We start from the raw sequence: 21,638 nt of genomic DNA, 5'->3' as shown, positions 1-21,638 counted from the left end.
AGGAGACGATGGCGAACGAGGAACAGGCACTGGCCGACGCGATGACCGCGCTCCGGGAGCGCCGTGCGGCGCTGGCCCGCCTGCGCGCGGACCTGGGTTCGGTGTCCGGGACGGCGACCGCGCCGCGCCAGGTCGTGTCGGTGACCGTCGGCCCGCGCGGCCGGCTCACCGACCTGAGGTTCCCGACCGGCGCCTACCGCGCCATGGCGCCGGCCGAGCTGGCCGAGGTGATCGCGAAGACGGTCGCGGACGCGCACGCGCAGGCCATGGCCAGGTGGGCCGAGCTGTTGGCCCCGATGCTCCCCGGAGGACTGTCCGCGGAGGCGGTCCTGGCCGGCACGGCCGACCTGAGCGACCTGGTGTCCGACGAGCCACGCACGCCCGGATCCGCACGCACCGGATCCGCACGCACCGAGGAGAAGCGATGAGCGACCACGATTTCTGGGTGAACCCGAACGGCCTGCGGCGCAGCGCGGAGGGTTTCACCGACAAGGAGTTGGAGATCAACAGCATCTCGGCGCGGATCACCGCGCTGACCGACCCGGCACGGCTCACCGACGCGACCGGCGGCGACAGCGGTGGCCGGGAGTTCGCGGGCGTGCACCTCAACATGGCGGGCCAACTGCACGACGGCGTACGGGCGTGGAGCACCGCGACCGGCGCCACGGGCGGCGGGCTCCGTAGCGTCGCGAGGACGTTCGCCGCGGTCGAGACCAACGCGACCACCGGTGCGAAGGCCTTGAACCGCACCGTGTCCGCCGACCAACCGGCCCAACCGGCCCAACCAGTTCAACCAGTTCAACCGGCGACCGCGGGCGTCCCGGTCCGTGCCAGAGCCGTCCAGCCGCGAAGCGAAAAGAAGTAGGGCATTCCGATGAGCCTGATGGTCGACCCCGAGTACAACTGGTTCTTCGGCATCATCGCGGGCAGCAACTGGCCGCAGGGAGACGAGGACAAGCTGCGCGCGCTGGCCGCCGACTGGGACGGCGTCGCCGCCGACCTCGGCCGGGCCGGCGAGGGGTTCGGTCCGCTGTCGAAGGAGATCACCGGCAGCGTCGGTGGGACGGTGGGCCGCAACTTCGTACGGTTCGGCCACAAGCTCGGCAGCTACCAGGGCGACTTCGCGCAGTCGGCGGCCGGCCAGGCCCGCCTGCTGCGCCAGCAGGCCCTCAACGTCGAGAACGCCAAGTACTCCATCCTGATCCAGATCGCCTTCACCGCGTGGGAGATCATCTCGGCGCTGGCGGACCCGTTCACCGCGCCCCTGGTGCCCGAGATCATCCTCGAGGGCCAGCTGGCGGTCCGCACGCTGATGAAGCGTTTCTTCGGCAGGACATCGAGTTTCGTCCGCGCGGCGATCTCGGAGGGGATCGAGGAGGTCGTGCAGGACGCGCTCGCCCAGCTGATCCAGATCGCGCAACACAACCGCGACGGCGTCGACTGGGGCTCCCTCGGCGTGTCGGCCGGTTTCGGCGCGGGCGCCGGCGCCTTTGGCCACGGCGTCCACAAGGGCCTGGCGAAGTACGACCCGAAGTTCGCCAACAGCTGGAAGGGCGCCGCCGCCACGGAGGCCATCACCGAACTGGGAATCGGCCTCGGCACCCTCCCCTTCGGCGGCGACGCGGACGGCCTGGGCTGGTCGGTACTGAACGGCGGCCTGAGCGGTGCGGCAACCCACGCCGCCCACCTCGTGCACCACAAGGACACCCCAGACCAGAAGGTCCCGGCAGTCCCGAAAGGCCCCAACACAGACGGCGACAACCTCCCCACTGACTTCGAGCCCCCACCTCCGTACGTCGACGACCGACCACCGTCCTACCAGGACAACCAACCGGCCAAGCCCAGCCCCAGCCCCAGCCCCACACCGGCACCGACGCCGAACCGCACCACCAGTGCGGGAACGCCGACCACACCGGCCCCCACCCCGACCAGAACACCCTCGCCCCAAGCAAACCCAGCTACCGAAGTTGGCCCACCGACCACCCAACCCCAACCGCCCACCACCGCGACACCCGAACCCGCCCTCACCGAGACGCCCACCCACACCCCAACACCCCAACCAACGCCCACCCACACCCCAGCACCCGACACCGCACCCCAACCAACGCCCACCCAAGCCGCCCCGGCTACCCAGGCGAACAACGCCAACTCCGCCACACCCGAAGCGAAGGCCACCGCCCCGCCCCGGGAGACCCCCTCCACCGAAGCCACATCGAGCACCGCGACGAAGGTCGCCCCCGCCGCGACCCAACCCACCGAGACCGCCGCTCAGAGCACAAACAAAACAGCTACCAACACCACCACAACCCCCCAACCAAGCCGGACACCCACCCAGCCAGATCGCACCACCCCAACCCCCGACACCCGGATCTCGACCTCCGGCACCTCCACCACCGTCCACAACCTAGCCACACCAAGCCCCGTATCACCAAGTCCCGGTAGCTCCTCCGCCAAGATCCACAACCTCGCCACATCAAGCCCTACAACCCCGAACCCCGACACCTCACCGACACGAACCACGCCCCAACCAAGCCGCACCCCAGACCCCACAACGAAAGAGCCAACCCGCACCGAGCCACGACACACACGACGCGGCCCGGTACGCACGGAGCTGAACTTCGACGCCGACCTCACCCACCGGACGAACCGGGAACTCCGCCGACTCGGCCGGGACGACATCCGACTGTCCCAAGAGGACATAACCGAGATGCGGGCCCAACGGGCGGGAAAGCCGCTCGCCCGGGACGTCGTCGGGCTGTCGAACCAGCTTGCCCAGGTCGCGATCATCGGTGACGTCGTTCGGCTCCGGGGTGGCGTGTACGACCCCAACTCCGGTCACGGGTCGATCTCCTTCAACGAGAAGCAGACGGGGAGTCTGTCAACCGAGCAGCGACAGGAGGTCGCGGAGATCGCCAGGGCGTCGGCCGATCTGCTGGTGAGTGGGCTGCCGACCCAGCAGCTCCACGTACGGGTCACCGGCTACGGCAACGGTGAGTTCTCCTTGCTGGACAAGGACAAGACCCGCAGGACAGCCGAGGAGACCGGCCGGCAGCGTGCCGGTCTGGTCGCCGACGCGCTCGACACGAGGCTGGCTCAGGAGCTCGGCTCCCGTCCCGGTCCCCTGTCCGTACCCCAGGACGTGCGCATCGAGCGCGTCAGCGCCGGGCGTGGCGGTGCCGGGGAGACGGACACCACGCGCCGGCGAGCGGATGTGGACGTCCGGCTGGTACCCCGTGATGGCAGGACGCTCCGCTTCGCAAGGCCGAGCGACCTGCGCGCGGTCCCGGTGCCCGATCGGGAGCTGGCCATGAGGAACGACATCCACGACCCGACCCTGCCCATGCGCACGGTCCTCGACAGGCTCGGCACGCAGTCCCCGCCGGACCGCCACACTACCCAGGACCCGCGGCCGCGGCTGCGCCTCGACGAGGTCCTGCGGCGCGACCAGCGCTGGCTGGCCTACATCGATCCCTACGACCACGCGACGGCCCAGGAAAGACACCCGGACGACCCCGGCGGCTACTACGCCAACAACTTCGCGGCCGCCATGGGCCCCGCCGTCGACAGGAACCTGCAGGGTGACGGGATCGACGTCAGCCGGCTCGACTGGAACTCCTACCGACGCCTGTACGCCGAGGTGACCAACGGGGTCGAGGGCGACCGGTTCGTGCGGACCGGGACGGGTCGGCAGGCGGGCTTCGCGATGCGTACCCCCGTGCCCGCACCCGACATCCTCACCGAACACATCGGTGGCCGGCGGCTCATGAGCCACACCCTGGATGACGCGCCCCTCACCCAATGGGCCAGGGACGACAACCGCGGACACACCTCGATCACCACCCAGTACGCGGGGAGGGACGCATCCGATCTGGTCAACGAGATCTTCGACCGGTTCCGCGGGGAGATCGCCGAGGCAGGTGACGACCACGCGCGGCTGATCGCCATCGCCAGGGCGGTGCGCGCACTGCACGTGCTCCACCTCCACCGCGACGGCAACGGCCGGCTCAACGTGTACATCCTGTTGCCCCGCCTGCTGATGGAGTACGGCTTCCACCCGCTGTACCTCGACCACGGCGACAGTCAGCGGCGCGCCGTGCTGAACTCCGTCGGCGCGCTGTTCAACGGCGGCTACACGGTCGAACAGATCGCCACGGCCATCGAGTTCCTGCAACCGCCCGCCTCGCGGTTCGACCGCACCTACGGCGCCGAGACAGCGCAAGGCCGTCCGCCCGCGCCCGACACCGGGGATGCCGTCTTCGGCACGCCGGCCGACCAGGAACCGGCACGGCAGGGGGAAACCAGGAAACGCCCGGCCGAGCAGGACGCCGACACCGACACCGATCGGGCCAAGCGGCCCCGCGTGCTCGACGTGCTCCCCGGCTCGGCGCAGGACGCGGTGCTCTCCGGCCTGCACGACGTGCGACGCGACGCCACGGGCGGGCAGGACACGCCGCCGCCCTCGCGGCCGTGGGCCTTCACCGAGCCGGGACAGGCACCGGGGGAGGGGCGGCCGAGGGTGCTCTCCAGGGACACGTTCCCCGAGCACTCCCTCGAACCGATCCGCTACCTCCGTGAGCACCACCCCGACCTGATCGGGCTCAACGCGGTGCGCTACCACGCCGCGCATCCCGACTACCTGGTCAACTGCGTCAACGTGGCCGTCTCGGTCAGCGAGACCCTCAACGGACATCGGCACGTTCCCCTGCCCGCCAGCGGCCCCCGGCGCGGTTCGCTGATCGAGCAGCACTTCGGCCGGCCGGTGCGGCCGCTGGCGGACCCGGACGGCATCGTCGACGCACTCGTCACCGCCGGCCCCGGCGCCCACGGCATCGTCTTCGACATCGGCCCGGACGGCCACGGCCACGTGTTCACCGCCCTGTACGACGCCGGTACCAACGACATCGTCCTCCTCGACGTCCAGTCCGGCCGCTTCGCCGCGGTCCGCGCCGACCACACCTACGGCTTCCTCCTGACCTCCGGCCCCACCGGCGACACCGTGGCCCCCACCCCGTTCTCCCACCACGACTTCGGCGCGCCGAGCGGCGCGAACCTCCCAGGTCCGGAGACCGTCCGCGCGCCGAACACCTCGCGCCTCCCCGGTCCGCTGCTCGTCACCACCCCGCCGACCGATCACCAGCTGGATCAGGTCAGGGCGCTCGCCACCCAGGCCGCGGCGGCGACACTCGACCACCTGCACCACACCGGTCGCCGTGCCGTGATCACGATGACCAGCCACGGGCCGCTCACCTCGTTGTACAGCCACTCCGTACGGGCAGTGGTCAACTCCGCGGTTCAGCGGGCGTTCGCCGAGCGCCGGCACCTGGCGCCGAGGGAGCTGGATGCCGACGAGGACGTGTCCGTCCGCCACGTCACCGACCAGACGGGTCCGTCGCGGATCGAGATCAGCGTCGGCACCGAACCGCACCCGTCCCCGCCGTCCCTGCCCACCTTCCCGAGGTCGGGTCCGTTCACCTCGGACCCGACGGCCGGGACCAGAGACCTGCTCGACGACCTTCACGGCCAGCAACCGCCAGACGCCACGCCGCGGCGGCCGCTGCCGCCGCTCGGTCTCGACCAGGTCCTGTGGCGCAGCCAGCGCTGGCTGGCCTACATCAGCCCGGACAACCACCAGGAGGCGGTCGCCACCCGTCCCGGCAACCCCGGCGGCATGTACCGCGACGACTTCCAGCAGCCGATGGACGCCGCGGTCGTGAAGATCCTGCAGAACGGCGTCATCGATGACCGGCTCAGCTGGCGAACCTACAAGTCGTTGCACAGGGACGTCGTCGCCGGCGCCCAGGGCAGCTTCAGGCGCACCGGACACCCGGCGGGAGCGGGTTACTCGCTGCGCACCCCGGAGCCGGCGGCCGACATCCTCACCGAACGGCTCGGGAACCGGCCGCTCATGTCCGACGATCCGGCCGACAACCCGCTGACGCGCTGGCGGTGGTCGGACGACCATCGCTCCGCGATCGCCGAGACCCGGTACACAAGCGATGACACCGGCGCGCTCGTCGACGAGGTCTTCGACCGCATGTACGCGGAGCTGGCGGCCGCCGACACCGACAACGACAGGTTGATCGCGATCGCACGGGCGGTACGCGCCCTGCACGTGCTGCACCCGTACCTGGACGGCAACGGCCGGCTCAACGTGTTCGTCCTGCTGCCCCATCTCCTGATGCGACACGGGTTCCGGCCGATGTACGTCGGCGACAACGACACCCAGCGCGAGATCCTCCTCGCGATGGGCGCCCTGTTCAACGGCGGCTACACCCTCGACCAGATCGCGACGGCGATCCGGATGTTCCAACCACCTCGGACGGACGACGACTCCTCGGACGAGGATTCCCCGGGCGACTACTCGGACGAGTAGGCCGCACGGCCCGCGCGGTTCGGCGTACGGTCGACTGGTGCGCAGTCGAGAGCGGCGCGTGGCCGAGGCGGTCACGGCGTACCTGGCGCGGGCCGGGCAGCACCCGGAGCCGCGGGCGCTCGCGCACGTGGTCGGCGCGGCCGCCGGCGCCGCGAGCTGCGCGCTGGTCATCGACCAGCAGCGGTACCAGTGGGGCGAGCACCCCGGGCCGTGGCTCGAACACGACATCAGCTACGGCGACGTGGTGGTCGGCACGCTGGCCGTCGCGCCGGAGTCGGTGCGGCGGCTGCCGGCCGTCGCCGCCGTGCTCGGTCCACCGGTCGCCACCATCCGGATGGCCGAGGGGACGGACCGGCTGCGGCGCGAGGGGGACGCGGCGACGCGGGCGCTGGCGGACGAGCGGTGGCGCGCGGCGGCCGAGATGGAGCTCCAGCGCCGCGGCCTCGAACGCGACCTGCACGACGGTGCGCAGCACAACCTGGTCGCGCTGCGGATGTCGCTCGCGCTCCTCGAGCACGAGATCAGCGCGGGCAAGGGCCGCGAGCGCGTGCCGGACCTGCTGGCGCAGCTGGCCACGGCCGAACGCGTGCTGCTCCACACGGCGGCCGGGATCCTCCCCGGCACGTTGGTCGCCGACGGGGTCGCCGTGGCACTGCGCACCGAGATGGCCAAACACGGCACCGTCACGTTCGACGCGACGGAGGTCCGCCGCCGCTATCCCACCCCCGTCGAGTCGGCGGTGTACTTCGTCGTGCTCGAGGCCGTCAACAACGCGCGCAAGCACGCGCCCGGCGCGCGGATCGTGGTCGCCCTGCGCGACGACGACCGAGGCCTCGAGTTCACCGTCGCCGACGACGGGCCCGGTTTCTCAATGACCACGCCGAACGGCGGGCTGTCCAACCTGGCCATGCGGGCCGCGTCCGTCGGCGGGACGATCGAGGTTCACTCCCAGCCGGGTGCCGGCACCACGGTCCGGGGTGTGGTTCCGCTCTGATCCTCAGGACAGCGCAAGACGTTCCGCGGTGCGGACGAGGACCTCGCAGACGGCGCGGTCGCGCCCGCCGGTGGCCGGATGCTCGACGTGGACGCGCCAGCGCACGACCGCTTCGCGGGCGGCCGCGGTGATCTGTGCCGACGTGGCGCCCGCGGAGAGTCCGAGCCGGCTGCACGGGTCGACACCGTCCCCGCCGAGCAGGCGGGCCGCGGCGGACGCGACGCCACGCAGCAGGCCACCCTGTTCCAGTTCGTCGAGCAGGTCAAGCTCGGTGAACTCGTGGGCGTCGACCAGGATCCGGTCGACCGCCCAGCGCAGCCGGTGATCGTAGGGCAGTGCGCGGACCAGCTCCGCCATCGCCACGACGGCGCGCCGCGCGGTGATCACCGGCCCGCGCGCGACCAGGGACGCGACCACCTCGTCCGCCTGGTCGGTGGTGGCCAGCACGACCCGGTTCCGCCCAGCCAGCAACGCTTTGCGGAACTCCGGCGGCGGGGTGGCGCGGCACAGCACCGCGTCCACGCTGCCCAGCGGACCGTCGTCGGCGCGGAACTCCTCGGCCAGCGCCCGGTCCGCGACCGCGTCCACGGAGAGGACGGACACACCGGCGGCGGCCGGGACCGCACCACCGACGACCGCGAGCCGGGGCAGGGTGGTCAGCCGCTCGGCGGCCGCGTCCCACCTGGCCTGCTCCGGCCGCCCGGCGAACACCTGCTGTCCCTGCCGCAGCAGCTCCCCGACCTGTTGGTACAGGGCGCTGCCGACCCGACGGGCCTCGTCGGCGCGGGTCGGCTGGACCTGCTCGACCCGCTCCGCCAGCCGCACGCTCACCACCGCGACGCCGTCGGTGACCCCACAGGCCAGCTCGCCGCCGAGGACCTCGATCCGCTCCGCGTCGTGGCGCAGCATCGCGCGCAGTTCCTCGGACAGCAGCGAAACCGGCGCGCTCACCCTGGCGTGCAGGGCGTCGTCCCTGCCGAACGCCACGGTCACCGGACCACCGGAGGTCCTGCTGGACAACAGGTTCAGCGCGGCCGCGACCGCGTGGTAGAAGCCGGACTCCAGCTGCCACCCGAGTCGCCGGCCGAGGTCGCCGGTGAAACCCACCGGGCAGGCCAGCGTCGCGGCCAGCTCCTCCAGCGCCGCACGCGGACCGCGGTCGGGCAGCATGGCCGGGAACACCCCGCGCACCACGACCCGGAACTCGTCGATCAGCTCGTCCAGCGCCTCCTGTGCCGGCGCCAACCCCGAGCCGTCCTCGGCGACCCCCCGCAGCCGTCCGGCGATCCCGGCCAGCTCGCGCAGTGTCGTGGTGGTGATCGCGGTGACCAGACGGTGCCGTTCCAGGTCACGGACCTTCGCGACCCGCGTGCGTGCGGTGGCCAGCTCATCGTGCAGCCGGCGTGCCCGCCGGCCGGCGGCCTCCTGGTCGACCCGCAGCCGCGTCAACCGCGCCGCCGTGCCGAGCCAGACCGCCGTGTCCCTCAGCAACGCGCGGGTCGTGTCGTCCCACCGGACCGCCGCGACGACGAACACCGCACCGCCGCCACCGACGGGCTCGGTGACCGCCGCGTCGAGTGCGGCGGCCGGCAAGGACAGCCCGGCAGGCCACGACTCGACGACGGTGCGTCCCCGGTCGGTCGGCACCGCGTAGACCACCTGGCCGTCGACGGCCTCGGCGAGGTTGCGCACGAGTGCGCCGGCCAGGTGCTCCGGCCGCGCCTGTCCGGCCACCTCGTAGGCGGGCCGGACCCGCGAGCGCACCAGGCGTGGCACCTGCACGCCGGTCACGGCACCAACCCGTCCATCTGCCGGTTCCTCAGGTACGCCAACACCGCGAGCACCCTGCGGTGGTGCACGGTCGCGTCGGCGGGCAGCCCGAGCTTCGTGAAGATCGCCGCGATGTGCTTCTCCACGGCCTTGGCGGAGATGAACAGCTCCCCGGCGATCGCGCTGTTGGCCCGGCCCTCCGCCATCAGCCGCAACACGTCGGTCTCCCGCTGGCTGAGCGTCGAGACGGCCCCGTCCACCTGGTTCGTCCCGCCCTGCACCAACCGCTTGGCCAGCACGGGCTCGATGACGATCTCACCGGCGGCGATCCGCTCCAGGGTGTCCCCGAGGATCCGGACGCTCGCCACCCGTTCCTTGAGCCGGTAACCGATCCGCTCCACGCCGATCTCCAGCACCCGCATCAGGTAATGCGTCTCCGCGTAGTGCGAGAGCAGCAGCAGACCGGTGTCGGGGTGTGCCGCGCGCAGGCGTTCCGCGGTGGCCAGCCCGCCGTCGACGCCCGGTGGCATCCGGATGTCCAGGATGGCGACGTCGACCGGGTCCTCCGCGACCGCGGCGAGCAGCACGTCGCCGTCCGGGAAGCAGCCGGTGACCTCATGGCCGGCTGCTTGCAGCAACAGCACGAGACCCTCGCGGAACAGGACGCCGTCCTCGGCGATGGCTATCCGCATCGCAGTACCGCCCGGTGTTCGCGCCACCCGGCGTCGCCAGTTTCGTGATCCCTGACGAGCAACCGAACGACGTGCCTACCGCGAACCCACACCCCGACCACGCTACCCCGGCGCGACGTGTGGAAGTAGTCGGCGGCGATCCACCGTTCCAGCGTCATTTCGTCACGCACGGCTAACAAGGGTGCCGCCCCTCTTCCCCGGGTAGGACATCCCTCCTAGCGTGTTGCTCTGCGGTTCTCGCCCCGTCCGCGTGCCATGGCGGGGCCAAGGGGAGGTGTCGTGCCGTACGTGCTGGGGATCGACCTGGGCACCACGTTCGTATCAGCTGCGGTCGGGGACAGCGCCGGTACCCGCATGGTGCCGCTCGCACCGGAGATCGTGGTGCCCTCCCTCGCCTACCACGCACCGGGCGGCGCACTGCTCACCGGCGCCGCGGCGCTGAACGCCGCCGCCGACCCGGCGAGCCACTCGTCGTCGTTCGGTCGTGGCTTCAAACGGCGCCTCGGCGACCCGACGCCGCTGATGCTCGGCGGCGCCGCGTACTCGCCGACCGCGTTGATGGCCGCGCAGCTGCGGGACGTGCTCAGCACCGTGACCGGTGTGATGAGTGGGCGGCCGGAGTCGATCGTCTTGACCTGCCCCGCGATCTGGGGGCCGTACCGCAGGGAGCAGTTCGCCGAGGTACCGCGCATGGCGGGGGTCGACACGTTCGTGCTGACCACCGAACCGGAGGCCGCCGCCACGCACTACTACCGCGAACGCGCGCTCGGCGACGGCGAGGTCGTCGCCGTTTATGACCTAGGTGGCGGCACCCTGGACACCACGGTGCTGCGGGTGCGGGCCGGTGCCATGGAGATCCTCGGCACGCCGGAGGGCGTCGAGCACCTCGGCGGCATGGACTTCGACGACGCCCTGCTCGGTCATCTCGACGAGCGGCTGGATGGGGCGATCACGGCGCTCGACCCGGCGGAGACCACCACGCTCGCAAGGATTCGCGCGCTCTGCGTCCAGGCCAAGATCGACCTGTCCACCGAGCCGGACGTGAGGCTCACCGTGCCGCTGCCGTCCGGACCACGCGAGCTGACCGTCACCCGGCTCGAGTTCAACGCGGTGATCCGGCCGTCGGTCGAGCTGACGGTCAGCGCACTGCGGCGCACGGTCGCGTCGGCGAGGCTCGACGACGACGACCTGTCCGCGGTGCTGCTCGCCGGCGGCTCGTCCCGGGTCCCCCTCGTGCGGCAGATGGTGTCCGAGGAGTTCGACAGACCGGTCCGGGCGACACTGCACCCCAAGTTCACCGTGGCGCTGGGTGCAGCCTCGGTCGCGGCAGGCGCACTGCTCGGCGACCGGTCCGGCCCGACCCCACCCCCGGCCACACCGGCACGGCCGCGGCGATGGCTGGTACCGGCAGGAGCCGCCGCCCTCGCGGTGGTCGCCGCGCTGGTGATCGCGTTGATCGGCCTCAACTCCACCCCGACGGCGGGCGCGGGTGACACGTCGACGTCCGCACGGTCGGCCCCCGCGCCGGACCCGCTGGTCCTCTTCGACAACACACCGGTCAAGCCGTACCGAGCGTTCATCGGCTCGGACCAGAACTGGAGCGGCAACGAGGTCCTCGGGACGGCAAGCCACCCGGCGATCGCAGCCGATGACACCGACGGACTGCACGTGACGTGGCGAGGCAGCGGCCCGGCGCAGGTCTACCTGCAGACGGTCCAGGACACCCGTGATCTCAGGTCCTATGTGGACAACGCGGGTGCGTTGGTGTTCACCGCGGTGGTGCACTCTTCGAGTCGTGCCAAGGTCGTCGTCGGCGCGCACTGCGTCTACCCGTGCGGCGCGGAGCTCGACGCGTCCAGCGTGTTCCGCGCGCTCCCGGTCGGCAAACCGAGCACGGTCCGCATCCCGTTGCACTGCTTCACCGACAAGAAACTGAACGCGAAAGCCGTCAACACGCCCTTCCTGGTGTGGTCGGATGGTCCGCTCGACGTGACCTTCCGCGACATCGCCTGGGAAGCCGGCGTCGCGGACGAACCAGGCGCGAGCTCGTGCGCCGACCTGCCGTGAGTGACGGGTTATCCCTACCGAGCAAAACCGGGACCACACCTGGACCACGGGGGATTTACCCAGCGATTTCGCCGCCCGAATCGGCGAGGCTTCCACCAAGCGAAGCGAAAGGGCGGGATCGACATGGTCACCATCGAAGACGTAGTGCGTACGCACGGTGCGGCATTGCTCAACTACGCCACCAGGCTCGTCAACGGGGACCGGCACACCGCCGAGGACGTGGTGCAGGAGACCTGGATCCGTGCGTGGCGCAACCTCGACCGACTCACCGAGGACCACGGTTCGGTACGCGGCTGGCTGATGCGGGTCGCCCACAACATCGCGGTGGACCAGCACCGCCGCCGTGCCCGATCGACCGAGGTCGAACTGCCCGAGCAGGACCTCCAGCACACGACCACACAGCCCCCGGGAGACGACGAGGTGGCGACCAGGGTCGTGGTGCGCGACATCCTCGGCGCCCTGACCCCGATCCACCGCGACACCGTCGTCGCGGTCTACTACGCCGACCGCACGACCGCGTCGGCGGCGCTGGCCCTCGGCGTGCCGCCGGGCACGGTGCGGAGCCGGCTGCACAACGCCCTGCACACACTGCGCACCACCGTGACCCCTCGCGCCCTCGAAGCCGCCTGACACGTACCGGTCTTGGTGGCGCAGGCTGAGCTACCTCGTAGGGCGTGTACGGGGACGCTTGAGGTCGCCCTCCACAAAGACGAGTCGCCGGTGGCGCCTCCGCGACGGAAACCAACCACGTGATTCCGGGTGAACTGCCCGCCCTGAGCTTGTCGTTTAACCCGTAGCTTCGTTGTTCTTGCTGGTGGTCGCGCCTTTTGTGATCGTTTTGCCGACGTTGTGGCGGGTGGCGCGGTGTTGGTTGCGGGAGCCGGGTGGGCGTCCTGGCCCGGGGTGGGAGGGTTTCGGTGCGCTGGCCGGGGAGGTGGTCTTGCGGTGGAGGTTGCGAAACCCGCGGCGGACGCGGGCCGGGGTCAGCCGGTGTGGTTCGGTGACGGGTTTCTCCCAGGGGCGGCGGAGATCGCTGGTGAGGTGGCGGGCGAGCCGGAGTTGGGTGTGGGCGGTGATGACGAGCCAGGTCCACCGATCTGCTTGTTCGGGGGTGCGGACGCGGGGGCGGGTCCACCCGAGGGTCTGTTTGAGGAACCGGAATGTGTGCTCCAGATCGAATCGGCGCAGGAACGCGCGCCACAATCGGTCCACATCAGACGGTGTCACATCGGGGTTGGAGTGCCACAGCCACACCGGTTTCGGATCACGCTCGCCGGGCAACCGATCCACCGTGAGGCGGATGAGGCTGCCGTCGATGATCGGCAGCGGATCGTCGTGGTGCTGCCAGGCGGCGCGGCGGGTCAAGCGAGGATGCAGCCGGTTCCACGCGGATGCCCGGGCGGTGCCGTAACGGGTGGTGTTGGTGATCGTGGCCGCCTCAGGTTCGGGCTGAGTCGTGGGATCGCTCAGCTTGAACTCCTTGCCGTGCTTGGGTGGACGCCCGTTGGCGCCAGGCGTGCGGGGTGGGACGGGGAAGAGGAAGATCCGATCAGAACGCACCCCGGCCCAACAGTTCGACAGGTAGGTCAGTGAGCAGAAACGCCAGTCGTGTGATGTCGTAGCCGGCGTCGAACACCACCAGAATGTCTGGGTCATCGGGCTTCCACTGTCCCGCAGCCATCATCCGCTCGACCACCTCGCGTACCTGGACGGCGGTCACCTCGGTGACATCGTCGGCAGGCCCGAGGCGTTGCGCGTCCAGGGTCGCCGTCCACGACGTGCGGCCCGGCTCCAACGCGGCCACGAACGAGTACGGCCAGCCCGGGATCATCTGCGCCTGCCCCTTGCCGCGCGCATAGGTATGGCAGAACAACCGTTCAGCCGAAGCGGCAGCGTCCGGCCGCAGCCAGTTGCTGACATCCACGCCCAGCATGATCCGTCCCTCCCGGTCTCGGGGCAGCGGCAACCCAGCCAGCGCACGCCGCAGCCGCCCGATCTCGACCCGCCCACCGGCCAGACCGTCGTACAGCGCGCCGTGTCCCCGCCGATGCTCGGCCGTCAACGACAGCCCCACCAGCGTGGTCCCCCTCGCTGCACAGCACCGCATCCGTCAGCTCGAACAACGCATCCGCCCGCAACGGCAGACACCGGTAGAACTCCTGCCGGAACTGTGTCAGCTCCCCGAGCGCGCGCTCACGCCCGCCATCGTGCACACTGATCACCGCAGCCCTTGGTGTTGATCTTCTTTCTGTCGCAAGAAGCATGATCAACCAAGGGCTGCTTCCATGATCAACCGGGGCCACCCCGCACAGCCCGGGGGTTAAACGACAAGCTGAGCGCAGGATCGGATTGTCATGTCTCGAAAAGCTCATCGCCCGCGCCGCACCAGCGGGACCACGTCGCGGCGGTTGGTCACGCCGAGCTTCTGGTAGATCCGGCCGAGGTAGTTGTCGACGGTGCGGGCGGACAACCCGAGGCGGTGCCCGATGGCCAGGCTGGTCATCCCGTCCGCCACGAGCAACGTCACGTCCCGCTCCCGCCTGGTGAGACCGGCCAGCGCCGGCGTGAGACGCAGCAGCGGGGTGACCGCGTTCGGACACGCGGTGGGGGCCGGCTGGTGCCGGATGGCGGCCGACGCGGTCGCGGTCTCCGCGGCGAGCAGGCCGAAACCCAGTGTGGTGAACGCCGTCGTGGCCCAGTCCAGGCCGGTCGAGTCGCGGTTGGCGAGGGCGGCCGCCGCACCGGCCATCGCGGTCGTGAGCGGTCCCCGCACCACGTCGGTCAGCGCGTCGAGCCTGCGGTGTGCCGAATGGGGATCACCGAGGCGGGCGACGTCGTAGCGGGCCCGTGCCTCGACCGCGAACTGTCCGGCCGCCATGGCGGCGTCGGCGGCGGAACCCGCCTGCCGGACCGCGAGGGTGGTGTCCCCACCGGCGGCCGTCGTCCACGCCTGGCTCAACCCGATCAGCGGGGTGAGCGGCCGGTCCGCCTGCGCCGCCGTCACCCGCTGGAGCGTGCGGTGGGCCGCCGCACGGTCACCGGACACGGCCTGGGCCGCGGCCAGCTCGGCCAGGCAGGGCACCAACATCCGGTACGGGTCGTGCTCCTCGAGCATGCGTGCGGCGGCGCACAGGGCGGACACCGCCGTGGTCACGTCGCCGCGTTCGATGGCGACCAGGCCACGCAGCATCGACGGGTCGGCGGCCGCCGCGACGTTCTTGTCGGCCATCGTGGGGACGACCGCCGTGCCGGGGAACTCGACCGGGGTCGACTCGATGGACCGCCGTTGGCGGACCAACACCTCGACGCCCGACCACTCCGGGCGCACCACCGCATCCACCGCATCCACGGCCTCACGGTAGAACCGCCCTGTAAGTTGGCGATAAGTTCCCCGGCTTACGGCGACGGGTCCACGCCGACCGCGCTGTACGGTGCGCGGGCTCCCTGCACGCAGCCGGCCCTGCGCACGACCTGCTCCACGCTGACGTGGGTCCTGACCGGTCCGATGCGGTGTCCGGTTTCGCTGTGTGGCACCGGGGTCGCCGCCGGCATGCGCGTGAACAGGTAGCCGCGCAACACGTTCGCGAGCTCGGTGGCCACCGAACGTGGTCCATGCGCCGCGGTGTGGCCGATCGCGGCCATCAGGTTCAGCAGCTCCGCGTCCACCCACGCCAGCACTTCCGGGAGCTTGTGCGGGTGGAACCGTTTGGTGGCCGCCCGCACGCCACGTATGTAGTGGTCGTAGAGCCGGTTCAGCGCGGCGGCCCGGTCGAGGGTGTGGTCCCCGGCCGCCAGGTCGGCCGCGTAGAGGCGCAACAGGTCGTGCAGCGTGTAGCGCTCGGGGGTGTGTTCGACGACGAGGTGCGCACCTGCGAGGCGGGCGAGCAGCAGCGCCGCCCGCGCGGGCGGGAACCCGGCGAGCGCCGCCGCGGCCTGCGCGGTGATCTCCCTGCCCGGCACGAGACCCAGCAACCGGAACAGCAGCGCCGCGTCCGCGGGCAGCGTCGCGTAGGACTGGTCGAACGCGGCACGCACCGCCACCCCGGGGTCGCCGTCCACCTGCAGCGCGGCCAGCCGGTCGCCGTCCGCCATGCGGGTCGTGTCGTCGGTGATCGCGCGGGTCGGCCGGGCGGTCAGGTTCGCCGCCGCGATCCGCAGCGCCAGCGGGAGGTGGCCGCACAGGTCGGTGAGCTCCGCCGCCGCGGCCGGCTCCGCGCCGACCCGGTTCGCCCCGAGCAGCCGAGTCAGCAGCGTCAGGGACTCGGCCGGTTCGAAAGTGTCGAGCGTCAGCGGCACGGCGCCGTCCCTGGCGACCAGCCCGCCGAGCCTGTCGCGGCTGGTGAGCAGGGCCCGGCAGCCCCGGCTGCCCGGCAACAGCGGGCGGGCCTGGTCCGAGTGCGCCACATCGTCCAGCAGCACGAGGACCCGCTTGTCGGCGAGCAGGCTGCGGTACAGGCAGGCCGCGGCGTCCACCTCCTGCGGCACCTGTTCGGCGGGCACCCCCAGAGCGGGCAGCAACCGGTTGAGTGCGTCGATCGGGCGCACCGCCGGGCCCGCCGAGTGGCCGTGGAGGTTCACGTACAACTGGCCGTCCGGAAAGCGGTGCCGGACCTGGTGGGCCCACCGCAGCGCGAGAGCTGTCTTGCCGACCCCGGCGGTGCCGACGATCGTGGCGAGCACCGGGGCGGCGGACCCGGCCGCGCCGTGGGCGTCGTTCTCGTTGGGCAGCAGGATGTCCAGCTGCCGGAGGGCCAGTTCGCGGCCGGTGAACGCGGTCACCTCGGCAGGCAGCTGGGCCGGGGTGACCCGGTGGTGGCCGCCGCGCCGGAGCGGGGCCACCAGGTGCGGTTCGTCGGCGAGCACGGCCTGGTGAAGCCTGCGCAGCTCGATCCCGGGTTCGACGCCGAGCTCCCCGGTGATCATCCGGTGCGCGCTGCGGTAGGCCGCCAGTGCCTCCGCGCGTCTGCCGCACCGGTGCAGCGCCAGCACGAGCTGTTCCTGTAATCGTTCCCGTAACGGGTGTTCCGCGACCACCTGTGCCAGCTCGTCGACCACCTCGGCGTGCCGGCCGAGGTCCAGCAGGGCGCCGAGCCGCTCCTCGACCGCGGTCAGCCGTCGTTGCTCGAGCCGGTTGACCTCCGCGGCGACCGTCTCGCTGGCCGGCACGTCGGCGAGCACGGCGCCGTGGCACAGCGTCAACGCCTCGGAAAGCCGGGTGAGCGCCCCGGTCCGGTCGCCGCGCGCGATGGCGCGGATGCCGGTGTCCACCAGGCGCTCGAACGCCCTGGCGTCCACGTCCTCGTCGGCGACCGCGAGCTCGTAGCCGTTTCCCCGCGTCAGCAGCGGGCCGTGTGTGCCGCCGCCGAAGGTCCTGCGCAGTGCGTACACATATCCGCGCACGGTCGCCGCGGCGGTGCCCGGTGGTTGTTCTCCCCAGATCTCGTTGACCAGCTGGTCCGTGCTGACCACCGTGCCTGCCTCGATCAACAGCACGGCCAGCACCAGCCGCTGCTGGGCGGCACGGACCGAGATCCACTGCGCCCCGTCGTGGATCTGTAGCGGGCCGAGCATGCGAAAACGCATCCGTGCTGCCTCCGGCTGTCGACCAACTCGATGAGCGAACAGTGAGCCTTTTTCATCTTTGGCTTCGATGCGTTGGCACGCAAGACTTTTCGCGGATCCCGCTGCGCGTGCCGCAGAACTACGAGGTCAGGGCCCGGCCGGTGCCGGAACCGAGGACCTCCTGCCAGGCAAAAGGATCTTGTGGTTGGGCCGGTGCCGCACGGCACACCACGTACCGGCGCGGGGTGATGGCGGTGGGGTGGCGGGGGAGGGCGGCCATGCAGCGGGCGTGGGCCCGCTCCGGAGTGTCCGCGGACTCGCCGGCGGTGAGGTAGGCGACGAGGGGCTCGCCGTCGACCGAGGGGAAGATCCGCGCCGCCCCCGGTGCGAGCGCCTCGTCGAGAAGACGCTGCACCGCGACGAGGTCGACCCAACAGCGGTCGACCAGGAGCCAGTCCGGCCCTCGGGGAATCGGCTCCAACCCGACGGCCGCCCGGATCCCGTCGGTGTCGAGATCGGCGCGCGCCGCCGCCACGAGGAGGCGCTCGACGGCCAGCAGCAAAGATTCCAGCTCGGCGCGCGGCACCAGCCCGTTGTCGGCGCTCCATCCGTCCAACCGGACCACGTCGTCGACCTGGTGGAGGTCGAACCGCACCAGCGTCGCCGGGCCGGGCAAGGGCCGCCAGCGCAGCTCGGTCCGCCTGACCGCGGCGCTGATCTGGTCGGGATCGGGCAGAACGCCGGTCTCGGGCGCCGACCGCGACTCGACCGCGATGTTGTTGAACACCGGGTCGTAGTTGAAGCACAGCCCGCGTTCGTAGGCGATCCGGTCGGCGATTTCGGCCCGCTTGACGACGTCGTACCTGCCGTGCCGCGACCCCTCGATGACCGACGCCCACGCGTGCCGCGCCAGCGCGTCGAAGCCGCCCGCGCCGACCTCGACGGTCACGGCGGCGGACTGGGCGAGGGTGCCGACGTAGCGCGCGAGGTGGCGTTCGAAGCGGTTGCTGGAGATGACCGGGAACACCAGTTCCCTCAACCCGGTGCGCTGTGCGAGCACGGCGCAGAGCGCGGCGAGGACGATGCTGGAGCGGCTGCCCCTGGTGCGTGCCGCCACCCTGCGCACGGCCATCGCGGCCGCGGTGGACCACAGCTCCACCGCCAGCGACTCCCCGGTGATCGTGCCCCGTTCCGGCACGTACACGAGGTGGGGCATGCGCTCCAGTTGGTCCTGCCAGTGGCAGAGCGCCCGCTCGGCCTGGCGCCGCGCGGCGGGCACGGCTTCCACCGCGACCTGGTCCAGCGGCTGGTGGTACCGCTCACCGACCCGCCGTGCCGACCTGTCCCGCGCCAGTTCGGCGAACTCGCGCCGGACGATCCTCACCCCCTGGTCGTCCACCGCCAGGTGCGAGATCCCCGCGACGCAGGCGATGATCTGGTCGGTCCGCCCGTCCTCGCCGGGCGCGATGGCCACCGCGACCCGGAGCGCGGGCCGGGTCAGGCCGAGCCCCGCCTGGTCCCGGCCGTACATCCACCGCCCGAGCGCCTCGGCGACGACGTGCTGGTCCCTCTGGCCCCACCCGTGCCCGCCGAGGTGGCAGACCTCCAGCATGAGCACGCCGTCGCCGGCGACGCTCTGCCGGGGGTGGCCGCCGTCCACCAGGAAGTGGGTGCGGAGCGACTCGTGCCTGGCGAGCAGCACGCCGACCGTCTCGACCACGTCGGCGATCGCCAGGCCGGCCGGCATCTCGAGTTCTGTCCACATTGTGTGGAGCGGGTGGTCGGGTGATCCGATGAACCAGTGCATGATGTTGAGCTGGCCCAGGGTCAGTGGCCCCACCGCGCTTCGGTGGCCGGTGAAGGCGACCGGGACGGAGGGCAGCGGGGTCAGCTGCACCCGCCGCCGGCCAGTGGGCCGGGTGGGAGTGATCGTGTCCATCGATTACCTCACCTGTCGGTGCCGCGTCGCACTCGGAAAACATCAGCACGCCATTCGCGAAAACGTCAAGCGCGCATTCTTCCCGTGTCGGGAAATGGATCGTGGATGGATAAGGAACGGATATCCCGATGAACTTGTATGGGGTCATGCCGGAAGTCGAGGTGGTCGAGGAAAACGGTGCGGCCGTTGCGGAAATGGTGGCCGAGGCGTGGCGGGACGTGCTCGGGTGCCCCGGACCGTCCGAAGAGGACAACTTCTTCGAGCTCGGCGGCCACTCGCTGGCCGGCGCGCGGGTGATGTCCCGGCTGCAGCCGAGTGTCCACGGCCGGCTGACCATGCGGATGTTGTTCGACAACCCCGTCTTCGGCGAGTTCGTCGCGGCGGTCACCCGGCTCGCCGCGCGGTAGCGGTGGGCTACACAAGGGTGTCCTCCTCGGCGAGCCGTTCACGCGCGAACGTCCTCAGCACCCCGCGGAGGTGGAACCGCGCCTGCCCGTCCGGGTCCCGCTCGACGTCGAGCAGGCCGGCGTCGACGAGCTCAGCCAGCGCGTCGTCGGCGTCGTCCTCCGCGACGGCGAGCATCGGCGCGCATGCCCAGCCCCCGAAACCGGCCGTGCTCAGCAGGCTCGCCCTGCGCAGCAGTCGTTGCGCCTGCCCGCCGAGCCGTTCGTACACCTGCCGGACCTTGCCGGTCAGGTCCAGCCCGCCGTGCGACAGTTCCGTCAGCCCTCGGCCGTCCTCCGACATCCGCCCGACCAGTCGCGCCACCGACCAGTGCGGCCGGGCGGCGAGGCGTGCCGCCGCGAGGCGGAGTACCAGCGGCTCGCCGCCGCACAGCTCGGCCAGCCTCGTGAGGTCCGCCGACTGGCCGCGAACCCGGTTCTGGCCGAGGGTTTTCGTCAGCAGTGCGAGGGAGTTCGGCAGGCTCAACGAGCCGAGTGGGACCAGCGTCGCACCAGGCAGGTCGACCGGGCGGACCCGGCTGGTGACGACGACGGCGCAGCGCGGGTTCCCCGGCAGCAGGGGGAGGACCTGCCGCTCCTCCGCCGCGTCGTCGAGCACGACGAGCACCCGGCGGTCGCCGAGGAGGTTGCGGTACAGCTCGACCCGTTCGTCGGTGCCCTCCGGGACGGCGGTGTCCGCGACCCCGAGCGCGCCGAGGAACCGACAGAGCGCCACACCCGGGTCCAGCGGCCTGCCACTGCTGCCGCCGAGGTCCACGAACAGCTGACCGTCCGGGAACTCGGCGGCGACCTGGTGTGCGACGTGGACGACGAAGCTGGTCTTGCCGAGCCACGGTCTGCCGTGGACCGCCGCGAGGCGGACCGTGTGGGCCTCGACGCGTGGCCCGGTCAGCACCTCGCGCAGCCGCTCGACGAGCCCGGCCCTGCCGACGAAGTCGCCGGTGTCCGGCGGGAGCAGGCGCGGCACGGCCGGTGCTGGCGAGCCGGCCGTGACGGGCGCCGCCGGGGCGAGTGCGATCTCGGGGTCGCCCCGGAGGATCGCCTGCTCGACCCGGACCAGTTCCTCACCCGGCTCGAGCCCCAGCCTCGCCACGAACAGCCGCCTGCCTGTCCGGTAGGCCTCCAGCGCCTCTGCCCGCCGCCCCGCCTGGTGCAGCGCGATCATGAGCTGGACGCGCAGCCGTTCGCGGAACGGGTTGGCGGCGACCAGTTCGGTCAGCTCGCTGATCAGCTCGTGCTCGTAGGCCGGTTCCGGCGGCCGGCCGATCCGCAGCTGCGTTGCGACGTACTCCTCGACCACGGCCAGCCGCCGCTCGTCGAGCGTCGTGCTGATGGACCTGATGAGCTGACTGTTCATCCCGGACAGTGGCTTTCCCCGCCATAGCGCGAGTGCGCTCCGGAACGCGGTGACCGCCTCCGCGAGCCGGTGCCGCGCGGCCTCCGCCCGGCTGCTCGACACGAGGGACTCGAAGGCGAGGAGGTCCAGGTTCTCCGCCGTGCACTGGATGAAGTAGCCGGGCGGCCGGGTGACGATCGTGTTGGGCAGGCCGTCCGCGCTCAGCCGCCGCCGGATCGACGAGACGCAGATGCGGATCTGCTCCTTGGCCGTCGGTGGCGGCGCCGCGCCCCACACCGCGAGCACCAGCCGGTCGACGGTGACGACCCGGTTGGGCTGCAACAGCAACATCGACAGCACGACCCGCTGGCGGGGCGCCAGTGGCAGCGGCTCCGCGTCGCGGGCCACCTCCAACGGGCCGAGGATCCGGTAGAGCATGGT

15 protein-coding genes are annotated in these 21,638 nt (G+C 71.5%); 7 read left to right on the top strand and 8 right to left on the bottom strand.

Annotated features, from left to right (window positions below; genetic code table 11):
- Positions 1 to 8 precede the first annotated feature (8 nt).
- The 4 genes from VET29_RS23375 to VET29_RS23360 are packed head-to-tail and all read left to right on the top strand — an operon-like array spanning position 9 to position 7,367.
- A complete protein-coding gene (locus VET29_RS23375) occupies positions 9 to 428 on the top strand; it encodes a YbaB/EbfC family nucleoid-associated protein (protein WP_324924005.1) in 420 nt (139 codons plus the stop codon).
- The gene (locus tag VET29_RS23370; protein ID WP_324924002.1) at positions 425 to 865 is read left to right on the top strand and encodes a hypothetical protein; all 441 of its coding nucleotides are present in this window, start codon (positions 425 to 427) and stop codon (positions 863 to 865) included. The genes VET29_RS23375 and VET29_RS23370 overlap by 4 nt, the downstream gene beginning before the upstream one ends.
- A gap of 9 nt (positions 866 to 874) precedes the next feature.
- A complete protein-coding gene (locus tag VET29_RS23365; RefSeq protein ID WP_324923999.1) occupies positions 875 to 6,373 on the top strand; it encodes a toxin glutamine deamidase domain-containing protein in 5,499 nt (1,832 codons plus the stop codon).
- A 37-nt stretch (positions 6,374 to 6,410) separates the two neighbouring features.
- Positions 6,411 to 7,367, top strand: a complete 957-nt coding sequence (locus VET29_RS23360; RefSeq protein ID WP_324923997.1) for a sensor histidine kinase — start codon at positions 6,411 to 6,413, stop codon at positions 7,365 to 7,367.
- Positions 7,368 to 7,370: 3 nt separating this feature from the next.
- Here the strand turns inward: VET29_RS23360 and VET29_RS23355 are convergent, their stop codons facing one another.
- Together VET29_RS23355 and VET29_RS23350 are read right to left on the bottom strand one after the other, a co-directional pair.
- On the bottom strand, positions 7,371 to 9,158 hold the full coding sequence (locus VET29_RS23355) for a hypothetical protein (protein ID WP_324923995.1): 1,788 nt from the start codon (positions 9,156 to 9,158) through the stop codon (positions 7,371 to 7,373).
- The gene (locus tag VET29_RS23350; protein WP_324923993.1) at positions 9,155 to 9,829 is read right to left on the bottom strand and encodes a response regulator transcription factor; all 675 of its coding nucleotides are present in this window, start codon (positions 9,827 to 9,829) and stop codon (positions 9,155 to 9,157) included. Before VET29_RS23350 ends, VET29_RS23355 begins: the two co-directional genes overlap by 4 nt.
- 279 nt (positions 9,830 to 10,108) lie before the next feature.
- Here VET29_RS23350 and VET29_RS23345 point away from each other — a divergent pair, with 279 nt between their 5' ends.
- Entirely contained in the window at positions 10,109 to 11,896 is a 1,788-nt protein-coding gene (locus tag VET29_RS23345; protein ID WP_324923990.1) for an Hsp70 family protein, read from the top strand.
- A gap of 123 nt (positions 11,897 to 12,019) precedes the next feature.
- The gene (locus tag VET29_RS23340) at positions 12,020 to 12,526 is read left to right on the top strand and encodes a sigma-70 family RNA polymerase sigma factor (RefSeq protein ID WP_324923988.1); all 507 of its coding nucleotides are present in this window, start codon (positions 12,020 to 12,022) and stop codon (positions 12,524 to 12,526) included.
- Positions 12,527 to 12,682: 156 nt separating this feature from the next.
- Here the strand turns inward: VET29_RS23340 and VET29_RS23335 are convergent, their stop codons facing one another.
- The 5 genes from VET29_RS23335 to VET29_RS23315 form a co-directional block, all read right to left on the bottom strand.
- Positions 12,683 to 13,456: a hypothetical protein gene (locus tag VET29_RS23335; RefSeq protein ID WP_324923986.1), complete on the bottom strand. Its 774-nt coding sequence runs from the start codon at positions 13,454 to 13,456 to the stop codon at positions 12,683 to 12,685.
- Complete coding sequence (locus tag VET29_RS23330) at positions 13,446 to 13,970, bottom strand: transposase (protein WP_324923984.1); 525 nt, start codon at positions 13,968 to 13,970, stop codon at positions 13,446 to 13,448. The genes VET29_RS23335 and VET29_RS23330 overlap by 11 nt, the downstream gene beginning before the upstream one ends.
- A gap of 294 nt (positions 13,971 to 14,264) precedes the next feature.
- On the bottom strand, positions 14,265 to 15,245 hold the full coding sequence (locus VET29_RS23325; RefSeq protein ID WP_324923982.1) for a helix-turn-helix transcriptional regulator: 981 nt from the start codon (positions 15,243 to 15,245) through the stop codon (positions 14,265 to 14,267).
- Between the two features lie 47 nt (positions 15,246 to 15,292).
- Positions 15,293 to 17,479, bottom strand: a complete 2,187-nt coding sequence (locus VET29_RS23320; RefSeq protein WP_324923980.1) for an AfsR/SARP family transcriptional regulator — start codon at positions 17,477 to 17,479, stop codon at positions 15,293 to 15,295.
- A gap of 118 nt (positions 17,480 to 17,597) precedes the next feature.
- Positions 17,598 to 19,397, bottom strand: coding sequence for a condensation domain-containing protein (locus tag VET29_RS23315; protein ID WP_324923976.1), 1,800 nt, complete (start codon positions 19,395 to 19,397; stop codon positions 17,598 to 17,600).
- A gap of 128 nt (positions 19,398 to 19,525) precedes the next feature.
- On the opposite strand from VET29_RS23315, the gene VET29_RS23310 reads away from it, so the two are divergent.
- The gene (locus VET29_RS23310; RefSeq protein ID WP_324923974.1) at positions 19,526 to 19,804 is read left to right on the top strand and encodes a phosphopantetheine-binding protein; all 279 of its coding nucleotides are present in this window, start codon (positions 19,526 to 19,528) and stop codon (positions 19,802 to 19,804) included.
- A 7-nt stretch (positions 19,805 to 19,811) separates the two neighbouring features.
- Here the strand turns inward: VET29_RS23310 and VET29_RS23305 are convergent, their stop codons facing one another.
- Positions 19,812 to 21,635 (bottom strand): AfsR/SARP family transcriptional regulator, encoded by a 1,824-nt coding sequence (locus VET29_RS23305; protein WP_324923972.1) that lies wholly within the window; start codon positions 21,633 to 21,635, stop codon positions 19,812 to 19,814.
- Positions 21,636 to 21,638: the final 3 nt, after the last annotated feature.

The organism is Actinophytocola sp., assembly GCF_035634895.1.
GTDB lineage: Bacteria > Actinomycetota > Actinomycetes > Mycobacteriales > Pseudonocardiaceae > Actinophytocola.
This window is presented reverse-complemented; position numbering and strand designations above follow the sequence as displayed.

Excerpts from the sequence above, each read along its gene's own strand:
- VET29_RS23375 (WP_324924005.1), top strand. The coding sequence starts at position 9 with ATGGCGAACGAGGAACAGGCACTGGCCGACGCGATGACCGCGCTCCGG.
- VET29_RS23320 (WP_324923980.1), bottom strand. The coding sequence starts at position 17,479 with ATGCGTTTTCGCATGCTCGGCCCGCTACAGATCCACGACGGGGCGCAG.
- VET29_RS23340 (WP_324923988.1), top strand. The coding sequence starts at position 12,020 with ATGGTCACCATCGAAGACGTAGTGCGTACGCACGGTGCGGCATTGCTC.
- VET29_RS23305 (WP_324923972.1), bottom strand. The coding sequence starts at position 21,635 with ATGCTCTACCGGATCCTCGGCCCGTTGGAGGTGGCCCGCGACGCGGAG.
- VET29_RS23365 (WP_324923999.1), top strand. The coding sequence starts at position 875 with ATGAGCCTGATGGTCGACCCCGAGTACAACTGGTTCTTCGGCATCATC.
- VET29_RS23370 (WP_324924002.1), top strand. The coding sequence starts at position 425 with ATGAGCGACCACGATTTCTGGGTGAACCCGAACGGCCTGCGGCGCAGC.
- VET29_RS23310 (WP_324923974.1), top strand. The coding sequence starts at position 19,526 with ATGAACTTGTATGGGGTCATGCCGGAAGTCGAGGTGGTCGAGGAAAAC.
- VET29_RS23350 (WP_324923993.1), bottom strand. The coding sequence starts at position 9,829 with ATGCGGATAGCCATCGCCGAGGACGGCGTCCTGTTCCGCGAGGGTCTC.
- VET29_RS23315 (WP_324923976.1), bottom strand. The coding sequence starts at position 19,397 with ATGGACACGATCACTCCCACCCGGCCCACTGGCCGGCGGCGGGTGCAG.